Genomic DNA, 15,782 nt, shown 5'->3' with positions numbered 1-15,782 from the left:
ATAAACTCCTCAACTTAATTGTTTGTATTTGCAGATATTAATCAATAATTATCATTATTAAGTATATTATTTTTTTTATATTAATTAAAGACTTTATTGAGTGAACTTAAGACTGGCAATATAAAAATGAACATATTTATAAGAGATAAAGACATAAAAGAGAAATATTATAATAGACAATAAAAAATCCGCTGAAATATCATTCGGATATTTCAGCGGATTTTTTAAATTAATTTCTTATTAAATAATCAAATGCACCTAAGGCTGCACTAGCACCTGAACCCATAGAGATGATAATTTGTTTAAATGGGCTATTTGTACAGTCTCCTGCAGCAAATACTCCAGGTATATTTGTAGCACCGCGGTTATCTACTATGATCTCACCCATGCGGTTACGCTCAATAGTGTCTTCCAGCCATTCTGTATTTGGTACAAGTCCTATTTGAACGAATACACCCTGAAGTTCAATATGCTTAACTTCACCGTTACTACGATCAATATAGGAAATCCCATTTACTTTATCAGTACCTGTAATCTCTTTTGTTTGAACATTTTTCAATACAGTTACGTTAGGAAGGCTGTAAAGACGTTTTTGAAGTACTGCGTCAGCCTTAAGCTCAGGCATAAATTCAAGAACAGTTACATGCTTTACAATACCTGCAAGATCAATAGCTGCCTCGATTCCGGAATTGCCGCCTCCAATAACAGCCACATCTTTTCCTTTAAATAAAGGACCATCGCAGTGAGGACAGTAAGCTACACCTTTAGTTTTTAATTCAGCTTCACCGGGTACACCTACATTTCTCCAGCGAGCACCTGTTGAAAGTATTACAGTTTTACTCTTTAAAATAGCTCCATTTTCAAGTTCAACTTCAATTAAATCTTTTTTCTCTAAGCGTTTTACACGCTGAGAACTCATAATATCAACATTATAATTTCTAACATGCTCTTCAAGACTAGCTGCAAGCTTAGGACCTTCAGTATATTTTACGCTGATAAAGTTTTCTATACCCATAGTATCCATTACCTGGCCACCAAAACGTTCCGCAACTATTCCTGTTCGAATACCCTTACGTGCTGCGTAGACAGCTGCACTTGATCCAGCTGGGCCGCCTCCAATAACAAGCACATCAAAAGGTTCTTTATCGTTAAACTCTGATATATCTGCTGAGCTCCCCAGCTTTGTAAGAATTTCTTCCAAAGTCATACGACCGCTGGCAAAAAATTCTCCATTTAAATAAACTGTAGGCACTGCCATAATATTTTTGCTTTCAACTTCTTCTTTAAATGCTGCACCGTCAATCATTGTATGAGTAATACCAGGATTAAGAATACTCATTAAGTTAAGCGACTGAACAACTTCAGGACAGTTATGGCAGCTTAGGCTTATATAAGATTCAAAATGATATTCACCTTTAATATTCTTTATTTGGTCAATTAGCTTTTGTTCAACCTTTGGGGCTCTTCCGCTTACCTGCAATAGAGCTAATACCAAGGAAGTGAACTCGTGACCTAAAGGTATTCCAGCAAAGGTTACTCCTGTATCTTCACCAATACGATTTACACTAAAGCTTGGAGTTCTGGATAATTGACTGTTTTGTATTTTTATTTTAGAGGACATGGCAGCTATTTCATCCACTAGAGCTACCATGTCCTTAGATATATCATCAGATTCAGCACTAAGTTTTATTAATATATCACCCTCCATCAATTGAAGATATTGGGCTAACTGTTGTTTTATATCTGTATCTAGTAGCATAATTTTCTCCTTTCACTCGAAACACTGGGTAGTTTAGAGCGCTCATTCCCACTCGCAAACTACCCGTACAAGGTCATTTAGACCTTGTACCTCCTTTCATTCGAAACACTGAGCAGTTTAGAGCACTCACTTTTTTACTTAAAGCAATGGGTAGCTTAGAGCTTCTGTTAACACTCGTAAACTACCCGCTGTAAGTTGTTTAGATATTCAACCTATTAAATTTTTCCTACAAGGTCAAGACTTGGCTTTAATGTAGCTGAGCCTTCTTTCCATTTAGCTGGGCAAACTTCACCAGGATTATTTCTAACATATTGAGCTGCTTTAATCTTATTTATAAGAATGCTTGCATCACGTCCGATACCACCAGCATTGATTTCAACTGCTTGAACTACACCGTCCGGGTCGATAATGAATGTACCACGATCTGCAGCACCTTCTGACTCGATTAAAACATCAAAATTTCTTGATAGTGTGTGTGAAGGATCACCGATCATAACATAAGTAATTTTGCTTATTGCTTCTGAGCTATCGTGCCATGCTTTATGAGTATAATGAGTATCTGTTGAAACAGAGTAAACTTCAACTCCAAGCTTCTTTAATTCTTCATAGTTGTTTTGTAGATCTTCTAATTCAGTTGGGCATACAAATGTGAAGTCTGCTGGATAAAAGCAAACTACACTCCACTTACCTTTGAAATCTGCTTCTGTAACTTCAATAAACTTTCCGTTTTGATAAGCCTCAGCCTTAAATGGTTTTACTTCACTTCCGATTAATGACATAATAAAATTACCTCCTAAGATTTGTTTTTTAATTTTTTATAACGATTAGCTTTTTAGAATATGTATATCAGATACAAGCCAATTAATAATTATTATTATCTAATACCTATTATATAACAGTTATATTATTTGTCAATAAGTTTATGTTAAATTTCCATAATTTATTTATGTAATTTAATATGGCTGCCATAATTTCTATATAAAATAAGCAGCCTTGAATTATGCATGAGTGCTATGGTAGAATTTAGAAAAGAATAGAGATAAAGACAAGCTTTTAATGAGGGAGAAATTTATGAAGCACAATGCTAAAACTGAAATAATTGATTCATTTAAAGAGTTATTAAATAAAAAATCTATAGATAAGATTACGGTCAAGGGTATTTGTGAGCATTGCGATGTAAATAGGCAAACTTTTTATAATCATTTTACAGATATTATGGATGTATTTAAATTTGTATTTTATGATGAATTATCGAAAGATATTGCACAAAATAGAACCTTTCAAACTTGGACTGGCGGTTTTTTAGCTACTATGAATTATCTCAAAAAAAATTCAAAGATGATTCTGCATGTATATAATTCTTCTTACTGGCCTGAAGTAAACAGATATCTTACAAATCTTTCTACTATATTGTTAGAAGATGTGGTTGATGAATGTATTAAAAGAACAAATTCTTCTATAAACGATAAAGATAAAAATTTTATAGTCAATTTTTATAGGCATGTATTTAATGGACTCATAATAGATTGGGTAAGTGAAGGAATGGAGGAGGAACCGGAATATATTCTTAATAAACTTTTAATTATGATAACAGGAAGTATTCCACGTTCTGTAGATGCTTTTATCAAGGAAGAAACAAGAGAATAGCTTTAAAATTATGTGAAAGTGTCTAAAATAGACACTTTCATTTTTCTGTCTATTGAAAAAAGTTTGATAAAAATTATACAATATATATATAACTAAAAATGTATTTTAGGGGGTATATTATGTTTGTTTTCAATTATGCAGGCGGAGCATCAGCATTGAGCGTATGGGGTGTTTGGATAATTATTTTCGCAGCACTCTTTGGCTTTAATGAAGTGGCTCGCAGATGGAAGTATGTTGGCTTTTTTAGTTTTGTTGTTTTACCTATAGTATTGTCTATATTATGGTTTACTGTATTAAGAGATACAACTTATACAGATTGGTTCCATTTAGCAAAAGTATATTCTTCTACTGCCGGATGTATAGGCTTTTGGTGTATTAGACATGTTACATGGAAGAATAAGTCCACCGGAAAAGTATGGAGGCTGTCAGATAAAAAATGGGCACTTTGCTTTCCACCATTAATTCTTGCCATAAATATTTTAGAGGCAGTAACTCGTGATTTTCAAGTTGGTATTCAATACGCTGGCGGAGGAACTTTAGCTGATGAAGCTATGTATGTGCTTGGCGGTCCATGGAATTTTATGAATGGTATTGCAGGTATATTAAATATTATAACTATAACTGGATGGCTTGGAATTTGTATTAAAAAGCAGACAAATAAAGATGGCAGCAAAGATATGCTGTGGCCTGATATGTTATGGTTTTGGATTATAGCATATGATTTATGGAATTTCACTTATACCTATAACTGTCTTCCAGGTCATTCCTGGTACTGCGGTTTTGCACTATTATTAGCACCAACACTTTGCGCATTTACAGTAGGAAAGGGAGCATGGCTTCAGCATCGCGCGCAAACTTTGGCTATATGGTGTATGTTTGCTCAGACCTTCCCGTCATTTATTGATAAAGGAGCCTTTGCAGTTGCTTCATCCTATAATAAGGTACCGCTATTTATATTTGGTCTAGCATCATTATTAGCAAATATAGCAGTTCTTGTTTATATGATTTATAAGGTTGTTAAAACTAAGAGAAATCCTTATCTTGGTGAACTTTATACAGATTTAAAGGAATATAAAGAAATTAAAGCGCTTTCAGATCAAGTGTCATTACACCAAGGTAAAGGTTATAGTATATCAAATTAAAAAGAATTAAGTAGGGCTTTCAACTTAACTAGTAACTTATACATGCTCAAAAAATACTCTATATGTATTATTTTGAGTCATGTATAAGTTAAGTTTTGTAATAAGAAGCTTGTAGTTTATTTAAGTAATAAGAATGTTTAAAGGATACAATTTAATATAATATAACAATAATAACGGAGATGAGGATAATATGGATAAATTTAAAGTTCTGGAGATTAAGCAAAGTGTTTTTGAAGATAACGATAGACAAGCCGAGTTATTGAGAGAGGAATTGAAAAGGGATAAAACCTTCTTACTTAATCTGATGTCCTCACCGGGCTCAGGTAAAACTACAACAATAGTAAAAACTATTGAGGCTCTAAAAAATGAAATGAGTATTGGAGTTATGGAAGCTGATATTGATTCTGATGTGGATGCAGACACCGTTTCTAAAACCGGTGCAAAGGTAATTCAGCTGCATACAGGCGGTATGTGTCATTTGGATTCAGATATGACTAAGCAAGGACTTATGGGACTAGGAACAACGGGAATTGACTTAGTAATATTAGAGAATGTAGGCAATTTAGTGTGTCCAGCAGAGTTTGATACCGGAGCATCAAAAAATGCTATGATTTTAAGTGTACCGGAGGGAGACGATAAACCTCTAAAGTATCCTTTAATATTCTCAATAGTAGATGTTGTATTAATTAATAAGATTGATGCAATAGCTAATTTTGATTTTAATTTTGATAAGTTTAAAGAACGTGTAAAAAAAATAAATCCTAATATTAAAGTTATTCCTATATCGGCTAAAACTGGTGAGGGAATTGATGAGTGGGTTGAATGGATACGTACTGAAGTTAAAGAATGGAAGGCTCAATAATACCTTAATAAGTTTTGTAGGGGGATAACAAATATGGTTAAGAAAAAAGTACTTGAATTAGCGAATAAAATTGCTGCCGGTATTACTGGAGGAATAGTAAAGGTAAAGCCAACAGACCCAGAATATAGAATCCTAGAGCCGGTTGTTACGGATGAAATGGCTGAAGTTGCACTTTGCCTCGAAATTCGAAAACTAGAAAGTGCAGATGTAGTTGCAAAACGCTGTGGCAAATCGGTTGAAGAAGTAGTAAGAATCTTAGATCAGATGGCAGACGATGGAGTTATAAAATCAGAAAAAGAGCATGGGGTCATCAAATATTGTCTTGAACTTTATGTTCCTGGTGTTATGGAATATATGGTTGATAATAAGGCTAATTTAGAAAAGTATCCTGTAATTGGTGAGTGCTTTGAAGAATATACAAGAAAATTAGGCGCATTAATGGCAGGAAACATTCCAATTGGACTAGGTGTAATGAGAGTTATTCCTGTTCAAGCTGCTATTGACGGAGATACAAGAAAGGCTTCCTATGAGGAAATAGAATACCTCCTTAATAAACATGATCTTTTTGCTGTTACAGATTGTGCATGCCGTGCATCAATGAGAATTATCGGAGAGGGCTGTGGACATAGAGTTGAGGATATATGTCTTAGACTTGGATCAGCCGCTGAATACTATATTCGTACAGGAAAAGGCAGACAAGTTACAAGGGAAGAAGCAAGAGAGATTTGTATTCAGGCTGAAAAAGAAGGACTTATGCATCAAATACCTAATTTATCTGGACCAGGAAATGCTCTTGCTATCTGTAACTGCTGTGGATGTTCCTGTTTTGGACTAAGAAATGCAAATCTTTATAGAAATCCTGATTGGTCTAGATCAAATTATGTTTCACAAGTGGATAAAGATAAATGTGTTGCTTGCGGAGAGTGTGTTGAGAATTGTCCATCAAATGCGTTAACATTGGGGCAAAAATTATGTTCAAAGAAACCTGTTGAAACTCCTAAAGAGAAAGACACTCCATATGATACTAAATGGGGAAAAGATAAATGGAACTTTGACTATCGTCACCGTAAGGTTGTAGACGAGAGTGGAACAAGTCCTTGCAAATCTGAATGTCCTGCTCATATAGCAGTTCAAGGATATATAAAGCTGGCTTCTCAAGGAAGATATAGAGAGGCACTGGAGCTTATAAAGAAAGAAAATCCATTACCAGCAATTTGTGGTCGTATATGTCCAAGAAAGTGTGAAGATGCCTGCACAAGAGGAGATATGGATGAACCATTAGCTGTTGATGAAGTTAAAAAATTTATTGCTGATCAAGATATGAAAGCTAAGCATCGCTATGTGCCAGAAAAGATGGTAAAAAGATCAGGTAAGATTGCTGTAATTGGTGCTGGCCCTGCAGGACTTTCTTGTGCTTATTTCTTAGCTGTTGATGGTTATGAGGTAACAGTATTTGAAAAGCAAAAGAGGCTTGGAGGTATGTTAACACTTGGGATTCCTTCTTTTAGGCTTGAAAAAGACGTAGTAGAGTCAGAAATAGATGTACTTAAAGAATTAGGAGTAGAATTTAAAACAGGAGTCGAGGTTGGCAAGGATGTAACAATTCCTAAACTTAGAGAGCAGGGTTATAATGCGTTCTATATAGCAATAGGCGCTCAAGCTGGTAGAGGACTAGGACTTGAAGGTGAAAATTCTGAAGGTGTAATAACAGGTGTAGAATTCTTGCGCAGGGTAAACCTAGGTGAAAACTTGAAATTAGAAGGACCAGCAGTTGTTATTGGTGGAGGAAATGTTGCAATAGATGTTGCTAGAACTGCTGAGAGAATAGGCGCTTCAGCAGTAGATATGTTCTGCTTAGAAAGTAGAGAAGAAATGCCTGCCCTTGATGAGGAAATTGAAGAAGCAGAGGCAGAAGGAATTGTTATAAACAATTCATGGGGCCCGAAGAGAATTATAGTAGAAGATGGTCATGTTGTAGGAGTAGAATTTAAAAAGTGTATTTCTGTTTTTGATGAAAATAAGAGATTTAGTCCTAAATTCGATGAAAATGAAACAAAGATAGTAAAAGCGAGCCATGTACTCATATCAGTTGGTCAAGGAATAGATTGGGGTAAATTATTAGAAGGCTCAAAGATTGAATTAAATCCAAATAAGACAATAAAAGCTGACCCATTAACTTATCAAACAGGCGAAGAAGATGTATTTGCAGGTGGAGATGCTTTAACTGGACCAAAGTTTGCTATCGATGCAATTGCACTTGGAAAGCAAGGGTATATTTCAATTCATCGATATGTTCATGGAGACAGTTTGACATTAGTAAGAGAAAGAGAATACCATGCTCTTGATAAAGAAAACTTAAGTCTGGCTGGATATGATCGCTTACCTAGACAAAGAGCGCTTCATGTAGAAGGAAATACATCAAAAGAAACATTTAAGGATACGCGTGTTACATTTACTGAAGAACAAGTTAAGAAGGAAACTCAGCGTTGCCTTGGTTGTGGTGCTACAGTTGTGGATCAATACCAATGTGTAGGCTGCGGAGTTTGTACTACTAAATGTAAATTTGATGCAATTTCATTGGTTAGAAAATATGATGCAGCTGGTACAGATATCGACCATATGAAACCTATAGTTATAAAACACGTTATTAAACGTCAAGGAAGAATTGCGATGAAAAATGTAAAGAGACTTTTTGTAAAGTAATGATTAAGCAATACGGGGGAGCAGAAGTTCTCCCGTTCTTTGATAAGTGAGGTGATTTAATTTGCATGAAGTGGGAGTTATGATTGAGGTCGTTAAAATAGTTGAAAATTTTGCGAGAGATAATGGAGTAAGCAAAATTCAAAAGGTAGTTCTTCAAATAGGTGAATTATCATCTATGATTCCAAGATATATTGAGGCCTGCTATCCAGCTGCGATAGATGGAACTATGCTGCAGGATACGAAACTAGAAATTGAGGTTATGCCAGGCAATGGTTTGTGTAAAAAATGTAAGAAGGTTTTTAATGTTATTGAAAATAATAGTACTTGTCCTAAGTGTGAAAGTAAGGATTGGGAATTATTATGTGGAAGAGAATTTATGATTAAGGAAATTGTTGCTTGTTAAAATAACTATTATTTATATTAGCAATTAATTTTTTTAAAGCAGCATAAAAACGTATTTTAAGGAGCATTAAGTCTCGAAGGTAAAGAATTTTATAAGCAGGTGAAAATTGTGTGCAAAGTTTATCATATCTGTTGGCTGTACAACTTAGTATGATAAACTTTGCATTTTTATTTTGTATGCAAGTTTTAAAGGCTACAAAAATATTCAAATATAAACCTATAAAAATATTTAAATATATAAATATTTACTGCAACTATGCTGGTTTGCAGTAGATTTGCTTTATATAATATCAAAGAACATATTTATATCAACACTATTATTAAACAGGGACGAAATAAAATGGAATGCAAGGAAAGTTTGAAACTTAGAATGAGTATATTGACAACCAGTATATAAAGTGGTAATATTTTATAAAACCTTTAAGAATAGTCCTGTGAGGCTAGGAAGGATATAAAGACAATAGTTTTGTATTTTTTTTAGGGTACAACTATGCCTTCCTGCTTAAAGGAAGGCATTTTTTAATGCGCGGAGATTTTACTAAGAAATAATACTCCGTGTTCACAATGTTTATAAAATGAAAATCAAATATCTCTACTTTAAATTTAACCCTGAGAGGTTAAGAAGGAGGAAATTTTTATGTTAAAGGGAAAACACCTAATTGACCCAATGGATTTCTCTGTGGAGGAATTCGATAAAATTTTTGAGCTTGCAGATCAAATCATTTCAGATCCAGGAGCTTTTTCACATGTTTGTGAAGGTAAGCTTTTAGCCACTCTATTCTATGAACCTAGTACAAGAACTCGATTCAGCTTTGAAGCAGCTATGCTTAGACTTGGCGGCAAGGTATTAGGATTTTCAGAACCAAATTCCAGTTCAGCGGCAAAGGGAGAAAGTGTTGCAGATACTATAAGAACAGTTGCCTGCTATTCAGATATTGCAGTTATAAGACACCCAATGGAAGGAGCACCTAAGGTTGCCTCCATGTATTCTTCAATTCCTGTCATAAATGCAGGTGACGGAGGTCATCAGCATCCTACTCAAACCCTAACTGATCTTTTAACTATCAAAAATCTTAAAAAAAGCTTTGAAAACCATACAATAGGCTTGTGCGGCGACTTAAAGTTTGGAAGGACTACACACTCGCTTGTCAAAGCTTTATCCAGATATAAAGGTAATAAATTCATATTAATTTCCCCAGAAGAATTAAGAATTCCTGATTATATAAAAAAAGAAATATTAGAAAAGCATAATATTGAGTTTGAAGAAGCTGAAAGACTAGAAGATGTTATTGATAAGCTTGATATACTTTATATGACTAGAGTGCAAAGAGAGAGATTCGCAAATGTAGAAGATTATTTGAGGCTTAAGGACAGCTACATTTTAGATTCAGATAAACTAAGAAATGCAAATAAAGACATGATAATACTTCATCCTCTTCCAAGAGTAAATGAAATAGCTTATGAAGTTGATGAAGATGTAAGAGCACATTACTTTGATCAAGCAAAATACGGTATGTTTGTAAGAATGGCATTAATAGTTAATCTTCTAGGACTAAACCTTTCGGAAGCAGCCTTTGATAAGGATGAAGATACAGTTAAAAGAACTGGTACAAAGATTAAAGCAATTAAGAATGAATTTAGAAAATGCACTAACTCAAAATGTATAACCTCCATTGAAGAAAATATTCCTCAGAGCTTTTATACCTCAAATGGTGAAAAGAACACATGCAGATGTTCATATTGTGACCATGAATATAAAATACAATCTGGAGGGGATTTTGATGGAACTATTGATAAAGAATGCGAGAATAATAGACTCATCTCAGGATTTTAAAGGAGATGTTTATATAAAGTTTGGAGTTATAGAGGAGCTTGGATTAAACCTAAATAAAGACTGTGAAGCCATAGATGCAGAAGGATTAGTTCTTATGCCTTCCTTCATAGATTTGCACAGCCATTTTAGAGATCCGGGTTTAACTTATAAGGAAGATATATATACAGGAAGCCTAGCTGCAGTGAGAGGCGGCTATACAGCGGTTAATCTTATGGCAAATACAGTGCCTATTTGCAGCGACATGGAAACAGTTAATTATGTTTTAAATAAATGTGAAACAGTTAATCTTATTGATATACACCAATCAGTATCTATAACTAAGGATTTAAGGGGTGAAGATATATCACATTTAGATAAATTAGACTCTTCTGTAAAGATGATTTCAGATGATGGCAGGGGAGTTTCAAACAGCAAGGTAATGCTTGAGGCTATGTTTAAGGCAAAAGAAAAAAACCTCATGGTTATAAGCCATGCTGAAAGTGAAGAATTATCATCATTTGATACGAGACTGGCAGAAAACACAATGACATGGCGAGATATAGCTCTCTCTAAGTTTACAGGATGCCATTTGCATGTAGCACATGTAAGTACTAAAGAAGCTATGAAAGATATTATAAGAGCTAAAAAAGAAGGAGTTAGTGTAACCTGCGAAGTAGCTCCTCATCATTTAACTTTAACAAGCAAAGTTCAATATAAAGTTAACCCGCCTTTAAGAGAGACTGAGGATATAAATTATCTAGTTAATGCGATTAAAGAAGGATGGGTAGATGCAATAGCTACTGATCATGCACCTCACAGCAGCGAAGATAAGCTTAAAGGCGCAAATGGAATTTCAGGATTGGAAACAGCCTTTTCATTGTGCTATACAAAACTTGTTGATGAAGGGCATATAAGTATAAACAAATTGTCTGAGCTTATGTCTAAAAAACCAGCAAATCTTATGAAGCTTAAAAAGGGTGAAATAAAAATAGGCTATGATGGGGATTTGGTGCTTATTGATTTAGATAAAGAATATAAAATTGATGCAGAAAACTTTAGATCAAAGGGAAGGAATTCTCCTTTCGATGGCTTAAGTACTAAAGGTATGATTGTGAATACCATTAAAGCCGGAAGAGTTGTCTATAGTTTATAAGAAAAGGTAGGGATTGAAATGATTATAGATAAATTATATGAAAGTGTAGATAAAAAGGGACCGGTTTGCATAGGACTTGATACTGCAATGGAGTATATACCAAAACAACTTTTAGATAAATATAGTTTTGAAGACCAGGCACTGTTTAGATTTAATCAAAAAATTATAGATGCTACCTTTGATACAGCAGCCTGCTACAAACTTCAGATAGCTTATTATGAAGCATTAGGTATTAGCGGACTAAATGTTTATAAAAGAACTTTAGAATATATTAAAAGTTTAGGCGGTATTGCCATAGGAGACATAAAAAGAGGTGATATTGCCAAGACCGCTGAAATGTACGCCAAGGCTCATTTTACAGGAGATTTTGAATGTGATTTTGTAACTTTAAATCCTTATATGGGCATGGACAGCATAGAGCCTTATTTAAAATATGTCAGCAGCGGGGAAAAGGGATTATTTATCCTAATGAGAACCTCTAACTCCGGAGCAAAGGATATACAGTATATCGGAGACCATAAAGGCAGAAAAGTGTACGAAACAGTAGCAGAGAAGATAGAAAAATCAGGAAGAGAATATGTAGGAAACTGTGGATACAGCAGCATAGGTGCGGTAGTAGGCTGTACACATGTAGAAGAAGGAAAACAAATAAGAGATAAATTTAATAAAATGTTCTTCCTTATTCCGGGCTACGGTGCCCAAGGCGGAACAGCTAAAGATGTAGCACTTTACTTAAACAATGGAAATGGCGGTATAGTGAACTCTTCTAGAGGAATTCTTTTAGCATATAAGGGTCAGGAAGGAAGAGAAGCTGAATTTGATCTTTGTGCAAGAGAAGAGGCTTTAGCTATAAGGAGAGATATCGATGAATTTAAATTATCTATCAGCAAAAGTGCTTAGTAACAAGGAGATAAAAAGCGGAATATATAGGCTTCATATAGAAGGAAATTATAAGGCTAAGCCTGGACAATTTTTTATGCTAAGTGCCTGGGAGGGGCAGACTCTCCTTCCAAGGCCTATAAGCATAGAGGATATAGACGATAAAGGAATATATTTTTTATATCAGGTTAAAGGCAAGGGAACAAAAATATTAAGCAGGTTAAATGAAGGCGAAAACATAAAGCTATTAGGGCCTTTAGGGAATGGTTTTGATACAGAATGTATTAAGGGAAGAGTAGCCATAGTAGCAGGAGGCATAGGAATTGCGCCTATGAAATACCTCGTGAAAAATTTAAGCAGCAGTGCAGATATCTATTGCGGTTTTAGAGATGAAGTTTACGGTATAGACAGCATGGAAGAATATATAGGCAAAGTTTATATATCCACAGATGATGGAAGTCACGGACATAAAGGCTTTATAACAGATATTTTTGAGGCGGATAAATATGATACTGTTATTTGCTGCGGGCCGGAAGTTATGATGAACAAGGTCGTTAAAAAATGCAGAGAAGCTTCAGTGTCTGTGTATGTGTCTACGGAAAAATATATGGCTTGCGGCTTAGGTGCATGCCTTGTATGCACCTGTAATACTATAAAAGGAAATAAGAGAGCTTGTACTGATGGGCCGGTATTTCTAGGAGAGGAACTGATTTTAGATGCTTAGCGTAAATTTCTGCGGATTAGATTTTAAGAATCCTATAATAGCTGCTTCAGGAACCTTTGGATTTGGACAAGAGTTTAATAAGTTATATGACGTAGGAATACTTGGAGGAATATGCTCAAAAGGACTAACTCTTAATAAAAGAGAAGGAAATAGCGGAATAAGAGTATATGAAACAGACTCAGGCATGATGAACAGCGTAGGTCTTCAAAATCCAGGAGTTGATAGCTTTATTAAAGAAGAGCTGCCTAAGATGCAGGAGTTTGATACAAATATAATTGCCAATATAGGAGGAAGCACTTTAGAGGAATATTTAGAAGCCATAGAAAAGGTTAACCTCACAAACATAGACATGGTTGAGCTAAATATATCATGTCCTAATGTAAAATGCGGTGGGATGGCTTTTGGAATTAAGTCAAATATTGCTTACGGTATAGTTAAAGAAGTAAAGGCAATTTGTAAAAAGCCTTTAATAGTCAAGCTTTCACCTAATGCAGAAGACATAGTTGATATGGCATATAAGTGTACAGAGGCTGGGGCAGATGCACTTTCGCTTATAAATACTCTAAAGGGAATGGCAATTGACATAAATAAAAGAAAACCTGTTTTTAATAATATATTTGCAGGGTTATCAGGTCCTGCAGTAAAGCCTATTGCTCTTAGAATGGTGTACGAGGTTTGCAAATCAGTTGATATACCTGTTGTAGGAATAGGCGGGATTATGAGTGCTGAAGATGTACTGGAATTTATAATGGCTGGGGCGCATGCAGTGCAAATAGGTACTGTCAATTTTATAAAGCCTGATGCTGCTGTAGAAATTATACAAGGATTAGAAAAGTTTATGAAAAGAAACGGGATTAATAGCTTGGATGAAATTAGAGGAATTCTATAGGAATATAGAATGTAAAATGAAGGGAGAAACTTATATGGAGAATAGAGTTTTAAATATATTAAGAGAAGTTGGAGCACTTTTAGAAGGACATTTTCTTTTATCATCAGGGAAGCACAGCAATAGGTATTGTCAATGTGCAAAGCTTTTAATGTATCCGGATAAAGCAGAAGAAGTTTTAAAGGAAGCTGCTGATAAAATTAAAGATTTAGATTTTGATATAGCCGTTGGACCTGCTATGGGAGGGATTGTAGCAGCATACGAGTTAGCAAGGCAGCTTAAAAAGCCTGCAATATTCACTGAAAGAGTAGATGGCGAAATGATGCTTAGAAGGGGTTTTGAGATATTGCCCGGGCAAAAGGTGCTGATAGTAGAAGATGTAGTAACAACAGCAAAGTCTTCCTTAGAAGTAGCAGAAGTTATAAAAAGTCTAGGTGGAGAAGTGGTCGGAATTGCTTGTATAGTTGATAGAAGCAGCAGCAAAATAGATTACCCTATTTACAGTTCCATAAAGCTTCAAATTGAAACTTATGAAAAAGAAGAATGTCCATTATGCAAAGAAGAATTGCCTTGTGTAAAGCCAGGAAGCAGAAACATAAAATAGCTAAATAAATGTTTATTACTTGTGAGGTGGGACGGATGAGAGCAAAACTTATTTTAGAAAATGGAATAGTATTTGAAGGGAAGGCTTTTGGATATGTAAAGGAAACAGTTGGAGAGGTTGTTTTTAATACAGGAATGACCGGATATCAACAAGTCCTAACAGATCCATCCTATTATGGTCAAATCGTGACCATGACCTATCCTCTTATAGGAAACTATGGCATTAATCTTGAGGATGGAGAATCGGAGTGCCCAAAGGTTAAGGGCTTTATAGTTAGAGAAGCTGCAAGCATGCCTAATAATTTCAGATGCGAGATTAAGCTAAGTGATTATTTAAAAAGTCATAAGATAATAGCTTTAGAAGGAATTGATACAAGAGCGCTTACAAAGGTTCTAAGAAACAACGGAACAATGAGAGGAATAATAACAACTGAGGAGCTTAGTGAAGGCTATATAAATAAAAGGCTTAATGAGTTCAGTAATGTAGAAGCGGTTAAAAATGTTACTACTGATAAGGTCTATAATATAGAGGGAAATGGACAGCATATAGCGGTTTTAGATTTTGGAACTAAGTCTAATATACTTAGGTCCTTTAAAAATAGAGGCTGCAAGCTAACAGTATTTCCGGCTCATACATCTTACGAGGATATTTTAAAGGTTAATCCTGATAAGATATTTTTATCAAATGGGCCCGGAGACCCAGAGGATTTGCCTGAGGTAATAGAAAATATAAAAAAGCTTATAAACAAAAAACCTATAGTTGGAATATGTCTTGGACATCAGCTTCTGGCACTAGCTTTAGGAGGCATTACTGCAAAGCTTAAATTTGGACACAGGGGCTGTAATCATCCGGTAAAGGACCTTGAGGAGAATAGAGTTTTCATAACTTCTCAAAACCATGGATATTACGTTAAAGAGCTTCCAAAGGATGTTGTAGCTACACATATAAGCATGAATGATGGAACTATAGAGGGAATGAGACATAAAACACTTCCAATATACAGCGTTCAATATCATCCAGAGGCATGTCCAGGACCAAAGGATGCAGATTATATATTTGATAAATTCTTACAAGTATAAGGACTAGGTGGTAAAAATCCTAAATGAACTTTTACGGGTAACTTGTGAGCGGAAGCGAACATCTTAAGTTACCCAGTGCCCGAAGGGGAGCGAGTATGATAGACTGTCCAGGTTTCCGACTAAAAGGAG

The 15,782-nt window shown here is 35.0% G+C and carries 14 protein-coding genes and 1 pseudogene; 13 read left to right on the top strand and 2 right to left on the bottom strand.

Annotated elements, in window-relative coordinates:
• Positions 1-229: 229 nt before the first annotated feature.
• The gene (gene ahpF, locus JK636_RS02885; protein WP_202747324.1) at positions 230-1,759 is read right to left on the bottom strand and encodes an alkyl hydroperoxide reductase subunit F; all 1,530 of its coding nucleotides are present in this window, start codon (positions 1,757-1,759) and stop codon (positions 230-232) included.
• Between the two features lie 215 nt (positions 1,760-1,974).
• On the bottom strand, positions 1,975-2,538 hold the full coding sequence (ahpC, locus tag JK636_RS02880) for an alkyl hydroperoxide reductase subunit C (RefSeq protein ID WP_202747323.1): 564 nt from the start codon (positions 2,536-2,538) through the stop codon (positions 1,975-1,977).
• Positions 2,539-2,830: 292 nt separating this feature from the next.
• Between ahpC and JK636_RS02875 the strand changes: the two genes are divergently transcribed.
• The 13 genes and pseudogenes from JK636_RS02875 to carA all read left to right on the top strand — a co-directional run bounded on the left by JK636_RS02875 (position 2,831) and on the right by carA (position 15,653).
• On the top strand, positions 2,831-3,406 hold the full coding sequence (locus tag JK636_RS02875) for a TetR/AcrR family transcriptional regulator (protein ID WP_202747322.1): 576 nt from the start codon (positions 2,831-2,833) through the stop codon (positions 3,404-3,406).
• A gap of 119 nt (positions 3,407-3,525) precedes the next feature.
• Positions 3,526-4,548 (top strand): DUF5692 family protein, encoded by a 1,023-nt coding sequence (locus JK636_RS02870; RefSeq protein WP_202747321.1) that lies wholly within the window; start codon positions 3,526-3,528, stop codon positions 4,546-4,548.
• A 190-nt stretch (positions 4,549-4,738) separates the two neighbouring features.
• Positions 4,739-5,410, top strand: coding sequence for a hydrogenase nickel incorporation protein HypB (gene hypB, locus JK636_RS02865; protein WP_202747320.1), 672 nt, complete (start codon positions 4,739-4,741; stop codon positions 5,408-5,410).
• Between the two features lie 33 nt (positions 5,411-5,443).
• Positions 5,444-8,113, top strand: a complete 2,670-nt coding sequence (locus tag JK636_RS02860; RefSeq protein ID WP_202747319.1) for an FAD-dependent oxidoreductase — start codon at positions 5,444-5,446, stop codon at positions 8,111-8,113.
• A gap of 61 nt (positions 8,114-8,174) precedes the next feature.
• Positions 8,175-8,516 carry a hydrogenase maturation nickel metallochaperone HypA/HybF gene (locus JK636_RS02855; RefSeq protein ID WP_202747318.1) on the top strand — a complete coding sequence of 114 codons (342 nt, stop codon included), beginning with the start codon at positions 8,175-8,177 and terminating at the stop codon, positions 8,514-8,516.
• Positions 8,517-9,152: 636 nt separating this feature from the next.
• Positions 9,153-10,070 (top strand): annotated as a pseudogene (gene pyrB / locus JK636_RS02850) (aspartate carbamoyltransferase); the annotation flags it as partial.
• On the top strand, positions 10,050-10,349 hold the full coding sequence (locus JK636_RS23985) for a hypothetical protein (RefSeq protein ID WP_338025722.1): 300 nt from the start codon (positions 10,050-10,052) through the stop codon (positions 10,347-10,349). The pseudogene pyrB and the gene JK636_RS23985, both read left to right, overlap by 21 nt.
• Positions 10,294-11,481 carry a dihydroorotase gene (locus JK636_RS02845; RefSeq protein WP_202747316.1) on the top strand — a complete coding sequence of 396 codons (1,188 nt, stop codon included), beginning with the start codon at positions 10,294-10,296 and terminating at the stop codon, positions 11,479-11,481. Before JK636_RS23985 ends, JK636_RS02845 begins: the two co-directional genes overlap by 56 nt.
• Before the next feature lie 18 nt (positions 11,482-11,499).
• Positions 11,500-12,381 (top strand): orotidine-5'-phosphate decarboxylase, encoded by an 882-nt coding sequence (gene pyrF / locus JK636_RS02840; RefSeq protein ID WP_202747315.1) that lies wholly within the window; start codon positions 11,500-11,502, stop codon positions 12,379-12,381.
• Entirely contained in the window at positions 12,347-13,084 is a 738-nt protein-coding gene (locus JK636_RS02835; RefSeq protein WP_202747314.1) for a dihydroorotate dehydrogenase electron transfer subunit, read from the top strand. Before pyrF ends, JK636_RS02835 begins: the two co-directional genes overlap by 35 nt.
• Positions 13,077-13,973, top strand: coding sequence for a dihydroorotate dehydrogenase (locus tag JK636_RS02830; RefSeq protein ID WP_202747313.1), 897 nt, complete (start codon positions 13,077-13,079; stop codon positions 13,971-13,973). Before JK636_RS02835 ends, JK636_RS02830 begins: the two co-directional genes overlap by 8 nt.
• Positions 13,974-14,007: 34 nt before the next feature.
• Positions 14,008-14,574, top strand: coding sequence for an orotate phosphoribosyltransferase (gene pyrE / locus JK636_RS02825; RefSeq protein WP_202747312.1), 567 nt, complete (start codon positions 14,008-14,010; stop codon positions 14,572-14,574).
• 35 nt (positions 14,575-14,609) lie between these two features.
• The gene (carA, locus tag JK636_RS02820; RefSeq protein WP_202747311.1) at positions 14,610-15,653 is read left to right on the top strand and encodes a glutamine-hydrolyzing carbamoyl-phosphate synthase small subunit; all 1,044 of its coding nucleotides are present in this window, start codon (positions 14,610-14,612) and stop codon (positions 15,651-15,653) included.
• Positions 15,654-15,782: the final 129 nt, after the last annotated feature.

Source organism: Clostridium rhizosphaerae, assembly GCF_016765585.1.
Taxonomy (GTDB): domain Bacteria; phylum Bacillota; class Clostridia; order Clostridiales; family Clostridiaceae; genus Clostridium_AT; species Clostridium_AT rhizosphaerae.
Note: the sequence above shows the minus strand (reverse complement) of the source record. Positions and strands in the feature narration are given on the sequence as shown.